The 23,538-nt window shown below is 52.2% G+C and carries 20 protein-coding genes and 1 pseudogene; 5 read left to right on the forward strand and 16 right to left on the reverse strand.

Features of this window, described 5'->3' with window-relative positions:
* Positions 1 to 3: 3 nt before the first annotated feature.
* The 6 genes from ACUTSU_RS12155 to cspE form a co-directional block, all read right to left on the reverse strand.
* Positions 4 to 900 (reverse strand): YcbJ family phosphotransferase, encoded by an 897-nt coding sequence (locus ACUTSU_RS12155; protein WP_445650188.1) that lies wholly within the window; start codon positions 898 to 900, stop codon positions 4 to 6.
* A 149-nt stretch (positions 901 to 1,049) separates the two neighbouring features.
* Positions 1,050 to 1,799 carry a 3-deoxy-manno-octulosonate cytidylyltransferase gene (gene kdsB / locus ACUTSU_RS12160; RefSeq protein WP_445650187.1) on the reverse strand — a complete coding sequence of 250 codons (750 nt, stop codon included), beginning with the start codon at positions 1,797 to 1,799 and terminating at the stop codon, positions 1,050 to 1,052.
* Positions 1,796 to 1,978, reverse strand: coding sequence for a Trm112 family protein (locus ACUTSU_RS12165; RefSeq protein WP_012006145.1), 183 nt, complete (start codon positions 1,976 to 1,978; stop codon positions 1,796 to 1,798). The genes kdsB and ACUTSU_RS12165 overlap by 4 nt, the downstream gene beginning before the upstream one ends.
* A gap of 286 nt (positions 1,979 to 2,264) precedes the next feature.
* Entirely contained in the window at positions 2,265 to 3,491 is a 1,227-nt protein-coding gene (locus ACUTSU_RS12170; RefSeq protein ID WP_445650186.1) for a winged helix-turn-helix domain-containing protein, read from the reverse strand.
* A 110-nt stretch (positions 3,492 to 3,601) separates the two neighbouring features.
* Positions 3,602 to 3,823: a cold-shock protein gene (locus ACUTSU_RS12175; RefSeq protein ID WP_006320799.1), complete on the reverse strand. Its 222-nt coding sequence runs from the start codon at positions 3,821 to 3,823 to the stop codon at positions 3,602 to 3,604.
* Positions 3,824 to 4,044: 221 nt separating this feature from the next.
* Positions 4,045 to 4,254, reverse strand: coding sequence for a transcription antiterminator/RNA stability regulator CspE (gene cspE / locus ACUTSU_RS12180; RefSeq protein ID WP_004717375.1), 210 nt, complete (start codon positions 4,252 to 4,254; stop codon positions 4,045 to 4,047).
* Positions 4,255 to 4,781: 527 nt separating this feature from the next.
* Between cspE and hglS the strand changes: the two genes are divergently transcribed.
* On the forward strand, positions 4,782 to 6,188 hold the full coding sequence (gene hglS, locus ACUTSU_RS12185) for a 2-oxoadipate dioxygenase/decarboxylase HglS (RefSeq protein WP_445650185.1): 1,407 nt from the start codon (positions 4,782 to 4,784) through the stop codon (positions 6,186 to 6,188).
* Position 6,189: 1 nt separating this feature from the next.
* Here hglS and lpxK read toward each other — a convergent pair whose 3' ends face one another.
* The 9 genes and pseudogenes from lpxK to ansB (ACUTSU_RS12230) form a co-directional block, all read right to left on the reverse strand.
* The gene (lpxK, locus tag ACUTSU_RS12190; protein ID WP_445650184.1) at positions 6,190 to 7,170 is read right to left on the reverse strand and encodes a tetraacyldisaccharide 4'-kinase; all 981 of its coding nucleotides are present in this window, start codon (positions 7,168 to 7,170) and stop codon (positions 6,190 to 6,192) included.
* The gene (gene msbA / locus ACUTSU_RS12195; protein WP_130380008.1) at positions 7,170 to 8,918 is read right to left on the reverse strand and encodes a lipid A ABC transporter ATP-binding protein/permease MsbA; all 1,749 of its coding nucleotides are present in this window, start codon (positions 8,916 to 8,918) and stop codon (positions 7,170 to 7,172) included. The genes lpxK and msbA overlap by 1 nt, the downstream gene beginning before the upstream one ends.
* 35 nt (positions 8,919 to 8,953) lie before the next feature.
* The gene (locus ACUTSU_RS12200; protein ID WP_445654224.1) at positions 8,954 to 11,236 is read right to left on the reverse strand and encodes a ComEC family protein; all 2,283 of its coding nucleotides are present in this window, start codon (positions 11,234 to 11,236) and stop codon (positions 8,954 to 8,956) included.
* A 262-nt stretch (positions 11,237 to 11,498) separates the two neighbouring features.
* Positions 11,499 to 11,783 carry an integration host factor subunit beta gene (gene ihfB, locus ACUTSU_RS12205; protein WP_004942652.1) on the reverse strand — a complete coding sequence of 95 codons (285 nt, stop codon included), beginning with the start codon at positions 11,781 to 11,783 and terminating at the stop codon, positions 11,499 to 11,501.
* 62 nt (positions 11,784 to 11,845) lie between these two features.
* Positions 11,846 to 13,525: a 30S ribosomal protein S1 gene (gene rpsA, locus ACUTSU_RS12210; RefSeq protein ID WP_012006139.1), complete on the reverse strand. Its 1,680-nt coding sequence runs from the start codon at positions 13,523 to 13,525 to the stop codon at positions 11,846 to 11,848.
* A 181-nt stretch (positions 13,526 to 13,706) separates the two neighbouring features.
* Positions 13,707 to 14,396 carry a (d)CMP kinase gene (gene cmk, locus ACUTSU_RS12215; RefSeq protein ID WP_012006138.1) on the reverse strand — a complete coding sequence of 230 codons (690 nt, stop codon included), beginning with the start codon at positions 14,394 to 14,396 and terminating at the stop codon, positions 13,707 to 13,709.
* 435 nt (positions 14,397 to 14,831) lie between these two features.
* Positions 14,832 to 16,118: a 3-phosphoshikimate 1-carboxyvinyltransferase gene (gene aroA / locus ACUTSU_RS12220; RefSeq protein WP_445650182.1), complete on the reverse strand. Its 1,287-nt coding sequence runs from the start codon at positions 16,116 to 16,118 to the stop codon at positions 14,832 to 14,834.
* 115 nt (positions 16,119 to 16,233) lie between these two features.
* A complete protein-coding gene (gene serC, locus ACUTSU_RS12225) occupies positions 16,234 to 17,319 on the reverse strand; it encodes a 3-phosphoserine/phosphohydroxythreonine transaminase (protein WP_445650181.1) in 1,086 nt (361 codons plus the stop codon).
* A 327-nt stretch (positions 17,320 to 17,646) separates the two neighbouring features.
* Positions 17,647 to 17,880 (reverse strand): annotated as a pseudogene (gene ansB, locus ACUTSU_RS12230) (L-asparaginase 2); the annotation flags it as partial.
* 224 nt (positions 17,881 to 18,104) lie between these two features.
* Between ansB (ACUTSU_RS12230) and ACUTSU_RS12235 the strand changes: the two are divergent.
* Positions 18,105 to 18,587 (forward strand): peptidoglycan-binding domain-containing protein, encoded by a 483-nt coding sequence (locus tag ACUTSU_RS12235; protein WP_445654225.1) that lies wholly within the window; start codon positions 18,105 to 18,107, stop codon positions 18,585 to 18,587.
* Positions 18,588 to 18,691: 104 nt separating this feature from the next.
* A complete protein-coding gene (locus ACUTSU_RS12240) occupies positions 18,692 to 18,973 on the forward strand; it encodes a hypothetical protein (RefSeq protein WP_445650179.1) in 282 nt (93 codons plus the stop codon).
* A gap of 247 nt (positions 18,974 to 19,220) precedes the next feature.
* On the opposite strand, the gene ansB (ACUTSU_RS12245) is transcribed toward ACUTSU_RS12240, so the two are convergent.
* Entirely contained in the window at positions 19,221 to 20,267 is a 1,047-nt protein-coding gene (ansB, locus tag ACUTSU_RS12245) for an L-asparaginase 2 (protein ID WP_445654226.1), read from the reverse strand.
* 148 nt (positions 20,268 to 20,415) lie between these two features.
* Here ansB (ACUTSU_RS12245) and ycaO point away from each other — a divergent pair, with 148 nt between their 5' ends.
* A complete protein-coding gene (ycaO, locus tag ACUTSU_RS12250) occupies positions 20,416 to 22,179 on the forward strand; it encodes a 30S ribosomal protein S12 methylthiotransferase accessory factor YcaO (RefSeq protein ID WP_017892273.1) in 1,764 nt (587 codons plus the stop codon).
* A 463-nt stretch (positions 22,180 to 22,642) separates the two neighbouring features.
* The gene (gene focA / locus ACUTSU_RS12255) at positions 22,643 to 23,503 is read left to right on the forward strand and encodes a formate transporter FocA (protein WP_445654227.1); all 861 of its coding nucleotides are present in this window, start codon (positions 22,643 to 22,645) and stop codon (positions 23,501 to 23,503) included.
* Positions 23,504 to 23,538 lie beyond the last annotated feature (35 nt).

The raw sequence follows: 23,538 nt of genomic DNA on the forward strand, positions 1-23,538 counted from the left end.
GCGTTAACCGGTAATCCAGGGCAGCAGTTGTTTGGACGCATAGTCAAACGGCTGCCGCTCCAGTTTGCCGGTATGAATCAACCGTCCTACTGCTTCCCACACCACATACAACCAACGCCGCATCAGGAAGGACTCCGCTACCGGCGCACGTTGCAAATAATAAAACAGCAACTGGCTCGGCATTCCCACTTCACATAACCTGAATAACTCATATTCACGCGGTGCCCACAGCATCATTCCGGGGTTGAGCATTGCCAAAAGCTGATCGCTTTTCGGATCTTTCAACATACTGCGCAGCGACAAGTTACCGTGCACCAATACGCAAGGATCGTCGAAACCGACAAAAAAGTGGGTCAATGCTTCACGCGTGCGATATAACAAGCGACGATCATCCATCGTCAGCAACGGTGAGTTGAGATTACCCAAGGTTGACCATAGCACTTCGACCCGTTGTTGATACCAACAGAACCAATCGTTCTCCTGGGTGCTGTCTACCGTGCCCACGCAGCCATGGCTGTCAATCCGGTGCCAGGCTAATACGCCATCGACAATCTGCTCCATCAGGGTAGTCCAGCGGTTCGGCGTGCGTGTCGGTGCCTCTACGGATACGCCACGCAAGCGTTCGATCAACAATATTTCTTTATAGGGTGCCTGGTGGGTATAGACCACGCCATACACCGTCGGCAGGCGAATATCCCCTTCACGCGACAGCATCGACAGCTTGTAAGCTTCTTGTTGGGCAATGCCCTGGCAGACAAAGCTTTTTGCCATCAGCGGGATCGCGTGGCCCTGTTGGTCATACAGTGAATACATGTGGGCATAAGGTTGTTCGCTAACGCGTTCCAGCCGGCTGATGGACTCACCCAGCACCATACTCAGTTCGGCGCGTAACTGCTCCATAAGGGAATAGCCTCAAGAGAAAGAGAAGAGACGCTGACATCATCGAACGCTGAGCAGAAAAATTCTTCAACGCAGATCAACAAAATGGGGATTATTAAGAAGGGAAATCATATTGCCGGCGCGTTGCGTGACGCACCGGCATTCAATGCTCAGCCTTTGATACTGTCACGCACGCGCTGCAAATCCTCCGGCGTATCGACACCCACGGTCGGCATTGCCTTGGCAACCGCCACGTGGATTTTTTCGCCGTACCACAGCACCCGCAACTGTTCCAGCAGCTCAATTTGCTCCAATTGGCTTGGCGCCCAGGTCACGTAACGGCGAACAAAACCGGCGCGATAGGCGTAAATGCCTATGTGGCGCAACAGGCTGTCGCCAATGCTTTCTTTGGATTGGGCAAAACGTTCGCGATCCCATGGAATGGTGGCGCGTGAGAAATAGAGCGCATAACCCTGCGCATCCATCACCACTTTGACCGCATTGGGGTTAAACGCTTCTTCTGCACTGTCGATCGGCACCGCCAGGGTGGCCATACCGGCCTGACTGCCCGCCAGATTTTCAGCCACCTGACGTACAATCACCGGTGGGATCAGTGGTTCATCACCCTGAACGTTAACGATAATTTCGTCATCAGCAAACCCATAGTGCTCGATCACCTCTGCCAAGCGCTCGGTACCGGAATTGTGATCGGCTCGGGTCATGCAGACTTCACCGCCTGCCGCCTTGACCGCTTCGGCCACCGCCGGATGATCGGTCGCGACGATAACGCGGCTGGCGCCCGACTCACGCGCACGTTCCATTACGTGCACCACCATCGGCTTGCCGTGGATATCGGCCAGCGGCTTGCCCGGTAGGCGGGTTGATGCATAACGGGCTGGAATAATAGCGATAAAACTCATGCGTGTTTCTCATCCAATGACAGCGCTCGCGCTTCATTTTCCAACAGCACGGGAATGCCGTCACGCAACGGATAGGCCAGGCCATCTACTTTGCAGACCAATTCCTGGTTTTCTTTATTAAAATAAAGCTTACCGGTACAGACCGGGCAGGCGACGATTTCGAGTAAACGGTGATCCATGCTTCCTCCAGGGTGGAGATTTAACGTCAGGAAAGTGCGTGAGGATAGCATAACGCTATGCGCCAGGTTAATCACCGGCTGTTTTGTCGCTGCATTTTAATCTGCCAGGGGGATTGAATTGCCCCCGACGCAAGTGTAGAATTTTGTGATGCAAGTCACAAAAAACATCATCATGATCAAACGTCTTCATAAAATCATCGCCCTGTTTGCCAACTTCAGCAACTGAGACCCCCTTGTAACGAGCGGCGCTGAACATTCGTTTTACCCAAGCCGACAACGCCGTTCGTTATTCAACTTGCCAGCCAGTTCTCCACTCTAGAGCCAGCACCGCCGGAATATCCCCCAAAATAACTTGTGACGCACCGTGCCATTTTGCACTGCGGGTTATCGCCTGCCAAATATCCTGTACACGCTGCTTACCAAAGCGAACTTTGGCCTCCGGGTGGAAACTGATGATTTCGAAAATACCCTGCCGACGATGCATTTTTGCATCGATGCGGCCAATCAACTCACCGCGTTGCAACACCGGCAGCGTAAAGTAACCATACTGCCGTTTTTCTTTCGGCGTGTAGCATTCCAACCGATAATCAAAGTTGAAAAGCTCCAACGCACGACGGCGATCCCAAACCACCGGGTCGAATGGAGAAAGTAAAGTGGTCACGCTGGATTTTAACGCTCCTTGCTCTGCCAGCTGCAGCTCTGCCGCCAGCGAATGGTGTACGTAAAACTCTCCATCCAAACCGTCGATCCGCACGGGCAACACTTCGCCCTGCTGTTGTAACGACGTCAGTAGCGCTTTCGGCGCCACTCGCTTCAAACGGTAGTAATCTGCCAACCATTCGGCTCTGAAGATCCCCAGGAAACGACAGCTGCGCCTTAGCATTTCCTGTCGAGCATCATCGACAGACAATACATCCCGACTATCATCCCAGTGAGGTAATAATCTTTCCGTCAGATCGTAAACGCGATGGAAATTGCGCCGTTCGGCTACCATCAATTTACCGGCGGTGAACAGGATTTCGAGATGGCGTTTTTCCGGCTTCCAATCCCACCAACCGCTGTTGCCCTTCTTCTCGGCGCTGAAATCTGCTGAGCGCACCGGCCCAGCAGTTTCAATATGTTGCAACAGAGCATCTATTGCCGTCTGATGTTCCCGCATCCACTCTTCAGAGTATTTCCACCCCATCCCCTGCGGCTGCAACATTCGATGACGCAGCAGGCCAAAATCCTCAATGGGCAAAAAGCAGGCCTCGTGCGCCCAGTACTCAAATAGCCGGCGGCCAGCCAGGGCCTGTTCCAGCCACTCCGGCTGGTAGTCGCCCAGGCGGCTGAACAGGACCAGGTATGGGCTGCGTGCAACCACGCTGATGGTATCAATTTGCAGTAGCCCCATACGTGTAATGGCGGCAACCACGTCGTCGGGCCTGACTTTGCGTTTCATCGGGGATAGCAGCCCCTGTGCGGCAAGGTGGATCGCACGGGCGGCAGTAAGAGAAATAACCGGGGTGTACATCCTGATATCCGAAGTGATTGAACAATCGCTTGATAATAGTAGATATCGGGGAATTTATCTTCGCCAGTGCTTGGGGTGGCGGCACCGGCACTGGCGAGGAAGGGGGTGGGTCAGAACGCGATAACGTCTGCCGCTGACAGCCCGTGGGAGCTGCGATAGATCGAGAACTCAACGTTCTGACCTTCGTTTAACGATTTATTTTTAGTATTGGCGATAGAACGACGGCTTACATAGATTTCGTCGCTACCATCAACCGGTGAAATAAAACCATAGCCTGCAGCCTGATCAAACCATTTCACACGGCCCATTTGTAACACAGTATTTTTAAACATAACTTATTTCCTTTTACTTGAGCATCCGTAACAACGTTATTTTTATTATTGTTGGACGCTACCAGCCCATCCTAAAGTTTTTCGTAACAAACCTCTCGTGAGCAAAAAATAAAAAACCCGCACTCTGGCGGGCTTGTTGAACTTAATATCTTGCCCAATGAATCAGCGTAAACGCCTCATCATGGTTGTATTAAGTTCTCTTTACGTTATTCCCTGTTTATTTACAGGGCAACAACGTTGGCAGCAGCCGGCCCGCGCGGGCTGTCTTCTACGGTGTACTCAACACGCTGGCCTTCAGCCAAAGTTTTGAAACCGTCGGTCGCGATTGCGGAGAAGTGTACGAATACATCTTTACCACCGTCGTTCTGTTCAATAAAACCAAAACCTTTGCTTTCATTGAACCACTTCACTTGACCCGTCTTCTTAGACATTACTCATTTACCTTTTAAATATATATACAAAACCTGCCATAAGGCAATTTTGGCCGTTCTTAGAAACATTACTTATGGGAGGTACTTAGAAGGTTCGTCTTTGAAGCGGAATCAGATGATAACGTTTTTGGAGGAACTGCTTAATTCTAAACTCGAACATAAATAGGTCTGTATCACAGGCCGAGTTGCATTTACTCATAAATCTATCTTTTACACAAGAGGTTTATTGCCCTGTTTTTAGCATTTCGCCACATTTGTTTTTATACCTATGATTGTTAATGAATTATTTTGTCTTTCTTTACGTAAATCTCTTGGAGGCATTGCCTTCTGGATGGCCGTATTTTCCGTTTTTCACTGTTCAAATGAGAGCTAACGCATAAAAATCTAATATGCTTGGCCTGGCTATAACAAAACCTAATCGACCTAGCTAAACTTGAGGTGAAAACAAGGCAAATGACCTCTCAACCAGCACGTTTGCCGCCAAGAATGATATTTTTCAGATTATACTGAATAAAGGAGCTATGCGCATGACCGCCCAGCAGTTCGTCTCACCGAATGAAATCCGCGCCAGATTCTCCCACGCCATGTCAGATATGTACCAGAAAGAGGTACCTCTGTATGGCGATTTGCTCGAACTGGTGGCGGAGACCAACCGACAGGTCCTGCGCGAAGATGCCGCATTGGCTCATCAATTACAAATTACCGGCGAAGTCGAACGACTGGCCATGGAGCGCCACGGAGCTATTCGGGTTGGCACCGCAGAGGAACTGTCCACCCTGCGACGGCTGTTTAACGTGATGGGCATGTCTCCGGTGGGCTATTACGATCTGGCCATGGCCGGGGTTCCGGTTCACTCTACCGCATTTCGGGCAGAACATGAGGATGCTCTGCAGATCAGTCCATTCCGAGTATTCACCTCTTTATTGCGGCTGGAACTGATTGAAAACCCAGAGCTGCGTGAGCTAGCGCAATGCCTGTTGGCTCGTCGCCGTATCTTCACTGAACGGGCACTTGAACTGATCGTATTGCAAGAGGCTCAGGGTGGACTGGACGACAGTCAGGCAGATGAATTTGTCGAACAGGCGCTGGAAACCTTCCGTTGGCACAGCCGGGCGACGGTTAGCGCAGCCGAATATCAGCAGTTGCACGACCAGCACCGTCTGATCGCCGACGTAGTGGCCTTTAAAGGCCCGCATATCAACCATCTGACGCCACGCACTCTCGATATTGACCGTGTCCAAATGGCCATGCCTGACCGAGGTATCACCCCAAAAGCTGTGATTGAGGGCCCACCGCCACGTCGTCGCCCTATTCTGCTGCGCCAGACCAGTTTCAAAGCGCTAGAAGAAAACGTCGACTTTGTTGAACATGACGGTAGCGCCGTTGCCGGACACCACACTGCGCGCTTCGGTGAGATTGAACAACGCGGTGTCGCGCTGACAACCAAAGGACGTGCACTGTACGATCGCCTGCTACAGGCTACCAACGACGCATTGCAGGCACCGCCGAGCGAAAAAAATGCTGACCGCTACAATCAGTTGCTGGCGGAAAATTTCCAGGCGTTTCCAGATGATTACGCCACCCTGCGTGAGCAGCAGTTGGCCTGGTTCCGCTATTTCCCGACCGAATGTGGGCTGGCGGCTAAAGAAACCCTGGATCAACACAGCACGCTGGAACAGCTGATCGCCCAGGAATACATTCGCTTTCAGCCGCTGGTCTATGAGGACTTTCTGCCGGTCAGTGCCGCAGGCATTTTCCAATCGAATTTGGGCGACAGTGGCCACACTCAGTACAACGCAGCCTCAAGCAGGGCGGCATTTGAACTGGCGTTGGGAGCAGAAGTGATCGATGAATTGGCGTTATATCAGCAAACGCAGCAGCGTTCGATAGACGCCTGCGCGCAAGCACTGGGGCTGCACGCGCTGGCAGTCTGATTTACTTTTTCAGTAAGGCTTCAATACTGTGTAGCAACTGCTCAGCCTGCTCGGAGGGAAGTACCGCATCAACGGGTAAATACCACCAGTTGGGCTGAGCAAAAGCGCGGCATTTAACCGCGTCTTTCTCGGTCATCAATAACGTTTGCTCTGAAGATACCAGCGCTGCCAATGGGCCATGCTGATATTCCTGATGATCGGCAAACGCCACTTCCTTTTCGACCGCTACGCCCAGCTTTTCCAATGTGGCGAAGAAGCGCGGGGGATGGCCGATACCGGCCATTGCCACCACGTGTGGAAGTTCGACTGCCGGCCGGCGCTCACCGCTGGCAACATTAACCGCGTCACGCGCCTGCAACCGCATGGCGATTTCACCAGGCTGAGCCACACCCCCGTTGGCAATCAGGGCGTCAACACTGTTCAGACGCGAAGCTCGTTCACGCATCGGCCCTGCCGGCAACCACCATCCATTGCCAAAGCGGCGGACGCCATCGATCACCACCAGTTCAAAATCACGCTGTAAAGCGTAATGCTGCAGGCCGTCATCGGTAATCACCACATCAAGTGGCTGCTGCTTAAGTAGTGCTTGTACTGCTTCAGAACGCTTTGGTGAAATTGCCACTGGCGCAGCAGTACGCTGATAAATCAACACCGGCTCATCACCCGCCTGCTGGGTGGTAGTACCCGCGTTAAGTAACAGCGGATAAGCTTCTGCTTTACCACCATAACCGCGAGAAACCACACCCACTCGGTATCCACGCTGCTGCAACTGTTCCACCAGCCAGATCACCATCGGGGTTTTGCCGTTGCCACCAGCAGTGAGGTTCCCTACCACCACCACCGGTACCGGTGCGCGCCAGCTTTTACGCAGGCCGCAACGGTAACTGAGCCGAATCAGGCCGCTGACCAGGCCATACAGCCAGGACAGCGGTAACAGCAGCAAATAAACCAGCGAACTGCCTGACCAGATGCGCTCGATCATTATTGACCAAACTGCATGCGATGGAGCTGGGCATAAGCGCCCTGCTTTTCGAGCAATACCGCATGTTCGCCACGTTCAACAATACGGCCATCCTCAACCACCAGGATTTCATCAGCCTTCTCGATGGTCGACAGGCGGTGCGCAATCACCAGTGAAGTACGGTTTTTCTGTAATTCATCCAGCGCCGCCTGAATAGCACGTTCCGATTCAGTGTCCAGTGCCGAGGTGGCTTCATCGAGGATCAGTATCGGGCAGTCACGCAGCAAGGCGCGGGCAATAGCGATACGCTGGCGTTGACCGCCGGACAGCATTACCCCGTTCTCACCGATCACCGTATCCAGGCCGTTCTCCATTTTTTCAATGAAGTCCATGGCATAGGCCATGCGCGCAGCCTTCTCTATCTCTTCGCGGCTGTAGCGTTCTTCGCGCGCGTAAGCGATGTTGTTGGCAATAGTGTCATTGAACAAATGCACGTTTTGCGAAACCAGGGCCACCTGATCACGCAGCGATGCCAATGTGTACTCGCGTAGATCGTGACCATCCATCAGGATCTCGCCTTCCTGGACGTCATAAAAACGGGTCAGCAGATTGGCGATGGTTGACTTGCCAGAGCCGGAACGGCCCACCAGCGCCACCGTTTTACCTTCTGAAATACTCAGATTGATATCACGCAGCGCAGGCGTTTCTTTCCCTGGGTAGTAGAAAGTGACGTTACGGAATTCGATATCGCCCTTGGCTCGTGCGACTTCGCGGGTACCAGTATCTTTTTCCTGTTCCATATCCAGGATTGAGAACAGGGTCTGACACGCCGCCATCCCACGCTGGAACTGGGCATTAACGTTGGTCAGTGATTTCAGCGGGCGCATCAGGGCGATCATCGAAGAGAAGACCACGGTGATGGTCCCAGCGGTGAGGGTAGCCATCACGCTTGGGAAGCTGGCGGCATACAGCACAAAGGCCAACGCCAGTGAAGCGATAAGCTGAATAATAGGGTCAGAGATCGAGGACGCAGAAACCAGTTTCATGCCCTGCTGGCGCATGCGGTTGCTGACTGAATTGAAGCGATCGGTTTCAACCTGCTGGCCACCAAAAATCAGCACTTCCTTATGGCCTTTGAGCATCTGCTCTGCGCTGGTCGTCACCTGCCCCATGGTGTTCTGCATGTTTTTGCTGATATTACGGAAGCGCTTGGAAACAACGCGGATAGCAATAGAGACAACCGGTGCCAGAACGATCAGGATCACAGACAGCTGCCAGCTGTAGTAGAACATCATGGTGAACAGCGCGATTATCGACGCCCCTTCACGCACCACGGTCACCAGCGCGCTGGAGGACGATGACGCTACCTGTTCGGAATCATAGGTGATTCGTGACAGCAAGGTACCGGTAGACTGCTGATCGAAAAACGATACCGGCATTCTCATCATGTGGCCGAACAGCCGGCGACGCATATGCATCACCACCATGCCGGATACCCATGAAATGCAGTAGCTGGAGACAAAGCCAGTCGCTCCACGCACCACCATCAGGCCAATTACCGCCAATGGCATCCACAGCAGAATGCTGCTTTCCGTTTTCCCAAAACCGTCATCCAATAAAGGTTTAAGCAAAGACAACATAAAGGCGTCGCTGGCCGCGTTCAGTACCAACGCAATAGCCGCCACGATCAGCCCGGTCTTAAAAGGTGTGATCATCGGCCAGAGGCGACGGAAAGTCTGCCAGGTGGAGAGATCTTTATCATTCATCATGCAAATACCAGCATCGGAAGAAATAGCGGCCCATTTTACTCATTATCACCCTCTACGCCAAACCGCTGATGGTACCAACGGGGCATTAATTGTTCACGAAAGCCATTAATTTGCCAATCGTTGTCGAAAAAAAGTACGGATAACTGACCGGAGCGCGAAGTATCGTGCCAAATGATGTCATTTGCCAGATATCTGGCAACCACTTTAACCGCAGGTAATCGCCATTTATTGTAACGTGATGCCGAGGCGATTGCCGCTTTCGGCGCTACAGCACGCAAAAAAGGCGGGGTAGACGAGGTTTTACTGCCATGATGCGGCACCTGTAACACAGTAGCGCTCAATGAAGGGCGTTGATATCTCACTAACTGTGCCTCCGCCCTTTTTTCTGCATCCCCCGTCAGCAACAAACTATATTTACCATCATCGATACGGATGACGCATGAATCATCGTTCCCCGCTAGTTTTACCGCCTTTGGCGGCCACAGCACTTGAAACTGAAGCGATTGCCATTGCCATCGCTCTCCCGCCACACAGGGTAAGTGGCCGGCATCAAGACGTGGGCTCCTTACCGTCGCTTGTGGAAATGCACGCTGTATCTCTTCAAGACCACCGATATGGTCCAGATGATCGTGACTGAGAATGATTTGCTCCACAGGTAATCCTCGCCAGTTAAGAAATGGCAAAACATTCCGCCCGGCAGCGCTGCCGGTGCCCCAGCGGGGGCCTGTGTCATACAATATTGCCCGGCCGTTCTTTTCGATCACCACAGCCAGGCCATGGCCAACGTCAAGCATGTCTACGCGCCAACGGTATTGGGCTTCTCTTTCACGCCAGAGTACGCAACACAGTGCCAAAGTTGCCAGCGCCATTGCATAACGCAGCCACCAGTGGAAACGCCAAAAAACCACCAGTAACCAACCGACAAGACTGACAGCCAAAGATGCGGCACCGAGATCAACCCAGCCGACCTGCAGATAGTGTAATGGGGCAAATACCCCTGCCAACGTAAGATCCGCCAACCACCATAGTCCCGCACTCAACGCCGGGGAAATACCAACCACCACTGCCAGCAGGATCAGCGGCACCGTTATCAACGAAACCAAAGGCACCGCCCACAGATTGGCCGGTATGGAGCTAAGTGTCAGGCCATGAAACAATCCTGCCTGCATGGGCACCAATAGCAGCGTAATGCCAAGCTGGATATGCAACCAGCGCAATGGCGCCCAGTGCCATCCCGAACCAAAACGGGGATTTAACGGCACCCATTCAAACCAGAAAATCAGGCAAAATACCGCGGTGGCCGAGAGCCAAAAGCTGTCGGATAGTACCGCCAGAGGATCGCAAACCAGAATTAAGCCAACGCACCACAACCAGATTTGCCAGGATGAGCAATGGATGCCGCGTATGCGTAACAGCATCCACAATGTCAGCGCCAGACCCGTTCTTAGCGCCGGCGGATTAGCGCCAGCCAACCAAACGTAACCTAAGGCGCCGAGCCAACTGACGATCAGTGGAAAGCGGTAGTCAATCATCTTTGCCGGCAGAAAAAATTGCATCGCCCGCATCAGGCCCAAAATCAAAATGGCCACCATCGCCACATGCAACCCAGAGATAGCCATCAGGTGAGCAATGCCGGTTCTCAACATCAGAGTTCTCAACACCGGTTCCAGTGCAGCCCTCTCACCAAATGCCAACGCGAGTAACACCGGTTTATAACGAAGAGTGCCAATATTGTTTTCGGTATAAGTGATAATCCGTTGCCGCCAACCGCAGTCCTGATCCAGAAGGACAGCGCTTTTCACCTGTGCCGTCAGTGGTTGACGCTGCGACATCGCCCAGCGCTGGCTGTCAAAGCCCCCTTCATTAAGATTGCCGTGTATCGGCCGTAAGCGCAGTTGTAACTGCCAACGTTGCCCGGCGCACAAGGGGCGATCCTTGGGCTGCCAGAGGGTTGAGAAAGCGATGGAGGGCACCAGCCACCGGCCATTGAGCTGTTCGATACGCATAACCGTCTGCTTTCGTGTCGCGCCAGCCAGTGCAATACTGCTAACCTGAACCATGGCGCTCACCACCGGGCCCTGGCTCAGACGATTGATTTGATTCTCCAGGGTCCCGGCGGTGAATACCGCCCAAAGAAAACCCAATCCCCCCCATGCCATAAAGCGGCCTACGCACCCCCTCCCCCACAGGCAGAGACAAACGGGTAGAGTGAACCACAGAGCGATTCGCACATCGGGTAAGTACGGCATGATGAGCAGCGGAAAAATGCCGCAGATAACTGCACTTACTGCCAAATCCAACGAGTTTTTGATAGGCACTCTCCCGGTATAAGGCAGCAATCCAGGCTGCCAACTTCACGGGATTGTTTACGCATTGGCCAATACTCACCATCTGCAATCTGACAGTACGCGATCCTCTCCGCACAATAATAGCGGCCGTTACCGCGGCCAACCGTAAGCTGCGGCGTAGCTCGCAAGAAGCGCCGAGCCAGTTGCCAATAAATAACAGGCAAAAAAAACGGCGCCCTAAGGCACCGTTTTATATTTCTTTACAAGCAACAACTCTATGGGTAGTCAGCGACTAGCCATAGATATTGGCGCGGTCACGCAGCTCTTTGCCTGGCTTGAAGTGAGGAACGTACTTGCCGTCCAACTCAACTTTATCACCAGTTTTCGGGTTACGGCCCACACGCGGAGCACGGTAGTGAAGAGAAAAACTGCCGAATCCGCGGATCTCGATGCGTTCCCCATCGGCTAACGTAGCAGCCATATGTTCTAGCATCTCTTTCACTGCATCCTCAACGGCTTTCGCCGGTACATGAGATTGCTGGCCAGCAAGTCTTTCAATAAGTTCAGACTTGGTCATAGTTCCTCCAAGCTTTGCAGCTAAACTACCGTATCGGGGCGGTCAAAAACCGCCCCCCGTCATTACTCGCCTTTAGCCGCTTTGAAAGCTTCAGCCATTGCGTTAGAGAAGTTGCTTTCTTCTTGCTTGCTGCTGCTGTTAACAGTAGCGATTGCATCTTTCTCGTCAGCTTCGTCCTTAGCACGTACGGACAGGCTTACTACGCGGTTCTTACGGTCAACGCCGGTGAATTTAGCTTCAACGTCGTCACCCACATTCAGAACCAGAGTTGCATCTTCAATGCGGTCGCGAGAGGCTTCAGAAGCACGCAGGTAACCTTCTACGCCGCCTGCTAATTCAACTGTAGCACCTTTGGCGTCAACTGCAGTGACTTTACCAGTAACAATAGTACCTTTCTTGTTCATAGACAGGTAGTTATTGAACGGGTCTTCAGCCAGTTGCTTCACGCCCAGGGAGATACGCTCGCGCTCTGCGTCAACTTGCAGAACAACCGCTGCGATTTCGTCGCCTTTCTTGTATTCACGAACTGCTTCTTCGCCTGCAACGTTCCAGGAGATGTCAGACAGGTGAACCAGGCCGTCGATGCCGCCGTCCAGGCCGATGAAGATACCGAAGTCAGTGATAGACTTGATTTTACCTTCAACGCGGTCGCCCTTGTTGTGGGTTTCTGCAAACTGCTGCCATGGGTTGTTTTTGCACTGCTTCAGACCCAGGGAGATACGACGACGTTCTTCATCGATGTCCAGAACCATAACTTCCACTACATCGCCCACGTTAACAACTTTGGACGGATGGATGTTTTTGTTGGTCCAATCCATTTCAGAAACGTGTACCAGACCTTCAACGCCTTCTTCGATTTCTACGAAGCAGCCGTAATCAGTCAGGTTGGTTACACGACCAGTCAGCTTGGTGCCTTCTGGGTAACGTTTCGCGATAGCAACCCATGGATCTTCGCCCAGTTGCTTCAGGCCCAGGGAAACACGAGTACGCTCGCGGTCGAACTTCAGCACTTTAACAGTGATTTCGTCGCCAACGTTGACGATTTCGCTCGGATGCTTAACGCGTTTCCAAGCCATGTCAGTGATGTGCAGCAGGCCGTCTACGCCGCCCAGATCAACGAATGCACCGTAGTCAGTGAGGTTCTTAACGATACCTTTAACTTCCATGCCTTCCTGCAGGTTTTCCAGCAGTTGATCACGTTCTGCGCTGTTCTCTGATTCGATAACCGCACGGCGAGAAACTACAACGTTGTTGCGTTTCTGGTCCAGCTTGATGACTTTGAACTCAAGCTCTTTGCCTTCCAGGTGCAGAGTGTCACGTACTGGACGCACGTCAACCAGGGAGCCTGGCAGGAACGCACGAATACCATTCAGCTCTACAGTGAAGCCACCCTTAACTTTGCCGTTGATAACACCGACGACAGTTTCAGCTTCTTCGTAAGCTTTTTCCAGCGTGATCCAAGCTTCGTGACGCTTAGCTTTCTCACGGGACAGCAGAGTTTCACCGAAGCCATCTTCAACAGCGTCCAGCGCAACATCAACTTCGTCGCCTACCTGGATTTCCAGCTCGCCCTGTGCGTTTTTGAATTGCTCAGCCGGGATGGCAGACTCAGATTTCAGACCGGCGTCAACCAGTACTACGTCTTTGTCGATAGCAACTACAACGCCACGAACGATGGAACCCGGACGGGTTTCGATTGTTTTCAGGGATTCTTCAAAGAGTTGAGCGAAAGATTCAGTCATGTTTAATCTTCAGGGTTCTATAGTTTAACGTCCATTTAGCATCCCGCCGAATGGGGTTGTTTCACATACCCCGCCATTGGCTCCATGCCGACAGGGTTTAGGTTACAGGGGTAAAATTTTACCCGATATAGTTCGATACTGCCATGACAAATATGACAAAAAGCCAATAACGCCGCCGCGCTTACTGCTGCGGCAACGCTAAAACTTCATGTGCATAAGTCAACGCACGCTGGATGACTTCGTCAATCGACATGCTGGTCGAGTCCAGCACGAGGGCGTCAGAAGCAGGCACCAGTGGCGCGATAGGCCGATTACGGTCACGGTCATCCCGTTCCTTTATCTCGGCTAAAAGACGTTCAAAGTTAACATTAAAGCCCTTTTCCTGCAACTGTAGCATGCGGCGGTGCGCACGCTCCTCAGAACTGGCGTCCAGGAAAATCTTGACCGGCGCATCGGGGAACACCACCGTGCCCATATCGCGACCATCGGCAATCAGGCCAGGGGCTTCACGAAATGCCCGTTGGCGCCGCAACAGGGCTTCACGCACGCGCGGGAAAGCCGCAGCCTGCGAAGCGGTATTGCCGACGGTTTCAGTGCGGATTTCATTGCTGACATCCTCACCTTCCAAAATAACCTGCAGTTTGCCATCCTGGGCAATAAAGCGAACATCGAGATGTGCGGCCAGTGGAACCAGCGCCTCCTCAGACGTGATATCAACCTGATGATGCAGCGCTGCCAACGCCAGTACGCGATAAATCGCGCCTGAGTCAAGCAAACGCCAACCAAGGGATTCGGCGAGCGCCTTGCACAAGGTGCCTTTGCCTGCGCCACTTGGTCCATCAACGGTTATCACTGGGGCTGTAGCCGTCATTTCTCTCTCCTTCAGGTAGAAAACCTCACAGGGACATAACCTGCCGCCAGCACAATGCGAAAGCATAATTAAAACCGTCCCTGCCGCCCGCCCATCGGGGCAGTTACGGTGGCGCATTATACGCTGCCAAGCGGCGAACTGTTACACTGGAAGTGCCTGATTGTTGAAAATAAGCGTATGACCGCGCAAAAGTATAGCGGACGGATCCAGGCTACGGGCGTTAAAAACAATAAAGGCCCTATCAAGGGCCTTCAGACTGATGACAAACCTCATTCCTGCCCAGAGCGAGTAGAGGCCGATAAACAAAAATCAGGAAAATCAATTTATTGATTTTCGGCTGCTGACCACAAAGCAGGAAAAACCACGCTTTTTCCTGCTTTGTCAGCAACCTAAAGGCCCTATCAAGGGCCTTAAAAGAAAGTATCTGACTGCGGATCACGCCAATTGACTGATGCGCGCCAGCTGTTCGAAATAGTCCGGGAAGGTTTTCGCGGTACATTTAGGATCAAGAATGGTCACCGGCGTATCAGACAACGCCACCAGCGAGAAGCACATCGCCATACGGTGATCGTTGTAGGTGCCGATATCGGCAAACTTCAGCTTAGCTGGCGGTACGACGTGAATATAGTCCTCACCTTCATCTACCTCAGCGCCCACTTTACGCAACTCAGTCGCCATCGCGGCCAGGCGGTCGGTTTCTTTTACCCGCCAGTTATAGATGTTGCGAATGGTCGTTGGGCCTTCGGCAAACAGGGCCGCCGTCGCAATGGTCATCGCCGCGTCAGGAATATGATTCATATCCATGTCGATGCCGCGCAGTTCACCGCGGCTGCACTCGATATAATCATCGCCCCAGGTAATGCGCGCGCCCATTTTTTCCAGCACATCGGCGAATTTGGTATCGCCCTGAACGCTTTTTTTACCAATGCCGGTGACGCGCACGGTGCCGCCTTTAATCGCAGCGGCGGCCAGGAAGTAAGAGGCGGAAGAAGCATCGCCCTCCACCAGGTAATCGCCCGGAGAACGGTAGGTTTGGCGGCCATTAATGTGGAACACGCGATAGTTTTCGTGGCTAACCTCGACGCCGAAAGTACGCATCAGGTGCAGCGTAATATCAATGTACGGTTTGGAAACCAGTTCGCCCTTGATATGAATATTGGTGTCCTGTTCGGCCAAGGGAGCCGTCATCAGCAATGCGGTCAGGAACTGGCTGGAGACGCTACCGTCAACGGTGACATCGCCGCCGTGAAAACCGCCGCGCAGGCGCAATGGCGGATAATCGGTCTGTTCCAGGTAATCAATCTGTGCGCCGCCCTGACGCAGAGCATCGACCAAATGACCGATTGGACGCTCTTTCATGCGTGGCTCACCGGTCAGCACCACATCGCTATTGCCCAGGCACAAAGCGGCGGCCAATGGACGCATCGCGGTACCGGCATTGCCGAGGAACAGTTCAAGCGGCTGACTGGCTACCAGCGGGCCGGCCACACCTTCAACTTTACAGGTAGTGCGATCGGCTGACAGCTGATAGCTCACACCCAGCGCCTGCAGCGCATTTAGCATATGGCGCACATCGTCGCTGTCCAGCAGGTTGGTAAGCCGTGTCGTTCCCTCCGCCAGCGCAGCCAGCAGCAGAGCACGATTGGATACGCTCTTGGAGCCGGGTAAGTTGATGGTGCCATTGACCAGGGCAACCGGTTGTAACGTCAGGGAATCCACCATGTGAACAAAAATCTCCAAAATCTGATAAACGAAACGGCCCCGGGAAAATGCCGGAGCCGCTTTAATTCAAAAAGGACAACAGCGAAGACGGCCCGCTCAAGGCAGGTTACCCGGCTTAGCCGTGACGACGTTCGAAGTCGGTCATAAAGTCGGTTAATGTCTTCACGCCAGCCAGCGGCATGGCATTGTAAATAGAAGCGCGCATACCGCCAACTACTCGGTGGCCTTTCAGCGCCTGCAAGCCAATGGCTTCGGCTTCGCTGAGAAACACCTTGTCCAGCGCGGGATCCGCCAACTGGAAGGGTACGTTCATCCAGGAACGGTTGGCAAGCGCCACCCGGCTGCGATAGAAATCAGACTTATCGATAGTCGCATACAACAACTCGGCCTTGGCCTGATTGCGTTTGTGCATCTCTACCAGACCGCCCTGCTCTTTCAGCCATTTGAACACCAGACCGGACAGATACCAGGCAAAGGTCGGCGGTGTGTTGAACATCGAGTCGTTTTCAGCCAGCACGGTGTAATCGAGGATCGACGGCACTTCGCGGCGCGCCTTGCCCAGCAGATCCTCACGTACGATCACCAGCGTCAGGCCGGCCGGGCCAATGTTTTTCTGTGCGCCGGCATAAATCACGCCAAAACGACTAACGTCCAGCGGGCCAGACAAAATGGTGGAGGAGTAATCGCCGATCACGACTTTATCGCCGAAATCCGGTAGCTCATCGATAGCCACGCCGTCGATGGTTTCATTCGGACAGTAGTGCACGTAGGCCGCGTCGTCGTTCAACTGCCACTCTTTCATCGACTTGATGCCGAGCAGGCCGTCAACGGAGGTTTTCACGTCGATGGCGTTTGGCGTGCAGTATTTTTGCGCTTCGGTGATGGCGCTGTGCGCCCAGTAACCGCCGTCGATATAGTCCGCGGTCGTTTTGTCACCCAGCAGGTTCAGCGGCAGCGCGGCAAACTGTGCACGGGCCCCGCCATGGCAGAACAGAACTTTATAATTGGAGGGGATTTTCAGCAGATCGCGCAGGTCCTGTTCGGACTGCTGAGCAACTTCGATAAATTCTTTACTGCGGTGGCTGATTTCCATCACCGACGTGCCAAGACCGTGCCAGTTGCACAACTCCTGTTCCGCACGACGCAAAACTTCAACCGGCAGCATGGCCGGACCAGAGCTAAAATTATAAACCTGAGTCATTTCCCCTCACCACATTCACTATTCGCCAATGAAACTGGCCTACCGAAATACGCCCGAATTAACCCATCGGTTTTATCACTCGCGCCCCCTGCCTGCAATGGTTATTCGCCCAGCGCCGGGAAACGCGCTATCCCTGCAATAACAGGCTCTGCCAAATCATCGGTAATTTTTGCCATAAAACGCTATGACAGCGGCCAATTCAGTGGGTTAACGCGGTTTTTTATGCTGTATTCAGCCGACATGGCTGAGGGCCGCGCAGGCCCCCGAATGAAGAAAAGGCACTCAGTATTGATTAAACATCTGCTGAATTTGTTTGGCGTCTTTGGTCTACGTCAACGCCAATTGCAGCAGGATCCGCGCTTTCTGCGGGTTTAACGTGCCTGCGGCAACAAAGCCAAATTTGGTGTCATCTACTTCGGCATCTTCGGTAGTCGCCCCGATAGGCACCCTAGAAGAACGCACCACGGCGACGCCGTTCTGGGCGGCCGTCGCCAGCGTGTCGAACACCGTTTTATACAGGTTACCGTTACCGACTCCAGCGCTGACGATGCCCTCATTCCCCACTCAATGGGTTAATCAGAACGCTTACACCAGGCCAAACTCCCTCCGGTATCGGCTAATAGTGCTACCGTATCTAAAAAATAAGATAAAAACTCCATCTCTATTCTGAAATTTTAACCCGTATAGACTTTATGCTTGTCATACTTAATTGTTATCCACCAAAATAATAAGGAAGGTTTTCCTATACAACTGGATATTTTAAATAAATAAAAAGGAGTTATTTAGTGAATGAATTAAGCGGTAAAAAATGGGTCTCTCGTTTTCAAGGCAGTAATTCAACAACAACCTTAAGCCCAACGTTCGAGTCAAACGTTATCGCATTTTTACAAAGTTTAAAAAATGCGTGGGCACATGTAACTATCTCGGCAACACAGAGGCCTTCGGAAAGAGCCTATCTGATGCACTGGTCGTGGAAACTCGCTCGTGCACTTATTAATCCTGACAATGTGCCCAAAAAAACAGGCGTTAATATAGAGTGGTGTCATAGAAACGGTGATGGGAAAATTGATCGAAACAAAAGCATTCAAGCGGCAAAAGATATGGTAATCGCGTATAAAATGACGAATCTTAATGTTGCCCCGGCCCTAAAAAGTAGGCATACTGAAGGTAATGCTATAGATATGGATATAACATGGGTAGGTAGTTTAGAACTGAAAAATAAGAAGGGGGAAACAGTGATTATCAATAGTCTTCAGTCTTCCAACTGATGGTATGAACTCTCAGTTGCATGACGTGGGCAAAAGCTTCGGCGTTATAAAATATCATGGTGGCTCTAAAGACAAACCGCACTGGTCAACAGATGGACGATAACATGAAAATACCTGCCTTGCTCATTTCAATTTTATTTTTATCCTCATGTGTTCAAGCCCCTAAGAATTATCCCAACGATGTCAATGAATATCTAAAAAACGCCGATGATTGCCAATATTTATCCGGCGAATGGGACTCAACATTACCGATAAAGAGGCAACAGGAAATAGAGAAGGAAGCTAATACCACTTGTAATAACGCCAAAAGGCAGAAAGAAAAACTCAATAAAAAATACCAAAAAGATGAAAACACCCTGGAAGTTATAAACGCTTACGACTTCTGAGCACAGTAACGGGGTTAAAAAATATTATGGTTGCTCGAACAACTTAACGCTAGAGATTTGCCATAATTATACTAAACATAATTATCATCCCCTGAAAAGGCTTTAAAAATAGATATATCTACTTGTTGCAAAGTTTTTCACCGTTTCAAAAAGCAGAGGCTTACACCACCGGTCTCCTGCATCCCCCCCATCGAAAACATAGCCCAGCGACAAAAAACGGAGAGCGAAGCTCCCCGTCGCTCACGGCTCAAAACTGATTAAACATCTGTTGGATCTGCTTGGTGTCTTTGGTCTGGGTCAGCGCCAACTGCAACAAAATACGCGCCTTTTGCGGGTTCAGCGTGCCGGCGGCAACAAAGCCAAATTTGGTGTCATCCACTTCCGCATCCTCGGTGGTGGCGCCGGTCGGCACTCTGGAAGAACGCACCACGGCGACGCCGTTATGGGCGGCCGTCGCCAGCGTGTCGAACACCGTTTTATACAGGTTACCGTTACCGACTCCGGCGCTGACGATGCCCTGATAACCTTCGGCAATCAATGCCTTGGCAGGCGCATCGGAGGCGTTGGCATAATTATAGATAATGCCGACTTTGGGCAACTCAGTCAGACCGGAGACGTCAAACGGCGTATCCGTGGTGTGCTTGCGCTGCGGCGAACGCTGATAGTCAACCTTGCCGTTATGGATATAACCAAGCGGGCCAAAGTTGGGCGACTGGAAAGTCTGTACCGATGTGGTGTTGGTTTTTGTCACATCACGCCCATCCAGCACGCTGTCATTCATAGCCACCAGCACCCCGCGTTTGGCCGATTGCGGATCTGCCGCCGTCACCACCGCGTTATACAGATTAAACGGGCCGTCGGCACTCATCGCCGTGGCCGGGCGCATCGCCCCAACAATCACCACCGGTTTGTCACATTTAACCGTCAGATCAAGAAAGTAGGCGGTTTCTTCCAGCGTATCGGTGCCATGGGTGATTACAAAACCGTCGGTTTTAGTGCAGTCGGCGTTGATTTTCTTCGCCAGCTTCAGCCAAACCTCATCATTCATATCCTGCGAACCGATGTTTACCACCTGCTCGCCCTGGACATTGGCGACATTTTTCAGCTCCGGTACGGCATTCACCAGAGCATCAACGCCCAGTTTGCCCGCTGTATAGTTGGATTTTGTCGCCGACTCGCCGCCACCGGCAATGGTGCCGCCGGTCGCCAGCAAGGTGATGGTGGGCAATGCCAACGCAGAACCGCTTGCCCCCGCCAACAGTAGCGCTACAACGCTGAGTTTCACTGATTTCATTAGGTTTCTCCATGATAGATAACCCGCTGAATTATGGCCCTTATCCTCAAAAAAACTGTGACTTTGCCACCGCTTTAGGAATACGTGGAGCTTGGGCGTAAAACCCCGTATCATTGCGCGTTTTTAGTACGCTCAAAAAGTGAAGACAATGACGCAAACTTTTATCCCTGGCAAAGATGCCGCGCTGGAAGACTCTATCGCCCGTTTCCAACAGAAATTAAGCGATCTGGGTTTTAATATCGAAGAGGCCTCCTGGCTGAACCCAGTGCCGCACGTATGGTCGGTTCACATCCGCGATCGCGATTGCCCACTGTGCTTCACCAACGGTAAAGGCGCCAGCAAAAAAGCTGCGCTGGCCTCCGCTTTGGGCGAATATTTCGAACGCCTCTCTACCAACTATTTCTTTGCCGACTTCTATCTGGGCAAGCAGATTGCCGAAGGCGATTTCGTGCATTACCCGAACGAGAAATGGTTCCCGATCCCAGCCGATGATTCGCTGCCGGCCGGTATTCTCGATGAACGTCTGCATGCATTCTACAATCCGGATCAGGATGTTAACGCCAGCGATCTGATCGATCTGCAGTCCGGTAATGGCGATCGTGGCATTTGTGCCCTGCCGTTTTCCCGTCAGTCAGACCAGCAGACGGTTTATATCCCGATGAACATCATCGGTAACCTTTATGTGTCCAATGGCATGTCTGCCGGCAACACCGCCAACGAAGCTCGTGTGCAGGGCTTGTCAGAGGTGTTCGAGCGCTATGTGAAAAACCGCATCATCGCCGAATCCATCAGCCTGCCGGAGATCCCGGCGGAGGTGTTAAACCGCTATCCGGGCGTGGTGGAAGCCATCGCCAAGCTGGAGGAAGAAGGTTTCCCAATCCTGTCCTACGATGCCTCGCTGGGCGGTAACTATCCGGTGATCTGCGTTGTACTGTTCAATCCGGCTAACGGCACCTGTTTCGCCTCGTTCGGTGCCCACCCTGATTTTGGCGTGGCGCTTGAGCGTACCGTCACTGAGTTGCTGCAGGGCCGCAGCCTGAAGGATCTTGACGTGTTCACCGCGCCAACCTTCGATGACGAAGAAGTGGCAGAGCACACCAATCTGGAAACCCACTTTATCGATTCCAGCGGTTTGATCTCCTGGGATATGTTCAAGCAGGACGCGGATTACCCGTTTGTCGACTGGAGCTTCAGCGGCAGCACGCAGGAAGAGTTCGCCACCCTGATGAGCATTTTCGACAAGGAAGGCGCGGAAGTGTATATCGCCGACTACGAGCATCTGGACGTGTACGCCTGCCGTATCATAGTACCGGGCATGTCCGACATCTATCCTGCGGAAGACCTGCTGCTGGCCAACAACAGCATGGGTGCGCACCTGCGTGATCTTCTGCTGGCGCTGCCGGGCAGTGAGTGGGAGCCACAAGAATATCTGGCGCTGATTGAACGCTTTGACGACGAAGGCCTGGACGATTTCACCCGCGTGCGTGAGCTGTTGGGTATTGCCACCGGTAAAGACAACGCCTGGAATACCCTGCGCGTGGGCGAGCTGAAATCAATGCTGGCGCTGGCCGGCGGCGATATGGATCAGGCACTGATCTGGGCCGAATGGACGCAGGACTTCAACGCTTCGGTGTTGAGCCCGGCACGCAGCAACTACTACCGTTGCCTGCAAACCCTGCTGTTGCTAACACAAGAGCCAGAACGCGATCCGGCGCAGTATTACGCGGCCTTCGTGAAAATGTACGGTCAGGAAGCGGTGGATGCAGCCTCTGCGGCCATCAGCGGCGAGGAGCGCTTTAACGGCCTGTTCGCGGTCGATAGCAGTCTGAAAGCCTTACCGGCTCATCAGGCACTGTTAGCGGCCTACGAAAAACTGCAGAACGCCAAGCGCCGCTATTGGGCCCAGGCATAATCTCAGTACCTTTTGCGCCGGTGGATCTCTGCCGGCGTTATACCCCTAAAGCCTCTGTTCAATAATATCACCCTCTTATTTTGACGGTTAAATAAGCGGGTTTTCTGTTTATTTTTTTCGCCTAATTACGCACTTATCGGCAAACAAGATAAATAAAACGGCAATTGTTACTGGTTGGTGAAATAATAATTAACCGATAATTAAACCCTACCACCTGAAAAGTGACAAAATGCGTTAAAATTTAACCTTATCGAGGTTGTTATCACCGTCTTTTCAAAATTATTTGCAAACATTAAAAAATTGTTTTTGAATTAAATTCAATAACTTAGATAGATAACCCTTGCAATTCATCTGGTTTTTGACCGCTTTAGTTTCTCGCCTTATGATCCAAATCAATTTTTACCCTATACTGCTTTGTTAGTATCTTATTGCGTTGTTTTAACCCTTAAAAGCGAGAGTTAGTGTGAAAGCTGACAACCCTTTCGATCTGATATTACCTGCAGCAACGGCGAAAATCGCTGAGGATGCAGGTGTGTATAAAGCCACCAAGCATCCGCTGAAAACCTTTTATTTGGCGATCACTGCCGGCGTCTTTATTTCAATCGCATTCGTATTTTATATCACTGCGACTACCGGCACTGCCGGTGTGCCTTTCGGACTGGCAAAACTGGTCGGCGGCATCTGTTTCTCTCTGGGGTTAATGCTGGTGGTAGTTTCGGGCGCCGACCTGTTCACTTCCACCGTGCTGATTGTCATTGCCAAGGCCAGTGGCCGTATTAACTGGTGCCAACTGGGTGCCAACTGGCTGAATGTCTATATCGGCAATCTGATTGGCGCACTGTTCTTTGTGGCACTCATCTGGTTCTCTGGTGAACACATGGTCGCCAACGGTCAGTGGGGCCTGAACGTCCTGCAAACCGCGGATCACAAGCTGCATCACACCTTTGTTGAGGCCGTCTGCCTCGGCATTCTGGCTAACCTGATGGTCTGCCTGGCGGTATGGATGAGCTACTCTGGCCGCAGCCTGATGGACAAAATGTTCGCCATGATCCTGCCGGTCGGCATGTTTGTCGCCAGCGGTTTCGAACACAGCATCGCCAACATGTTTATGATCCCTATGGGTATCGTGGTTAAAAACTTCGCCACGCCAGAATTCTGGCAAGCCGTAGGGGCAACACCTGAGCAATTTGCTCATCTGACTGTAAGCAACTTTATCATCGACAACCTGATCCCGGTCACCATTGGCAATATCATTGGTGGCGGCCTGCTGGTTGGGTTGACTTACTGGGTAATTTATCTGCGTGGTGGTGAACAACAGCATTAAGCTGTTAGTTACCGCGCGCCGAGTTAGAACTCCAC

The sequence above is a fragment of the Serratia sp. NA_13 genome, from assembly GCF_052691735.1.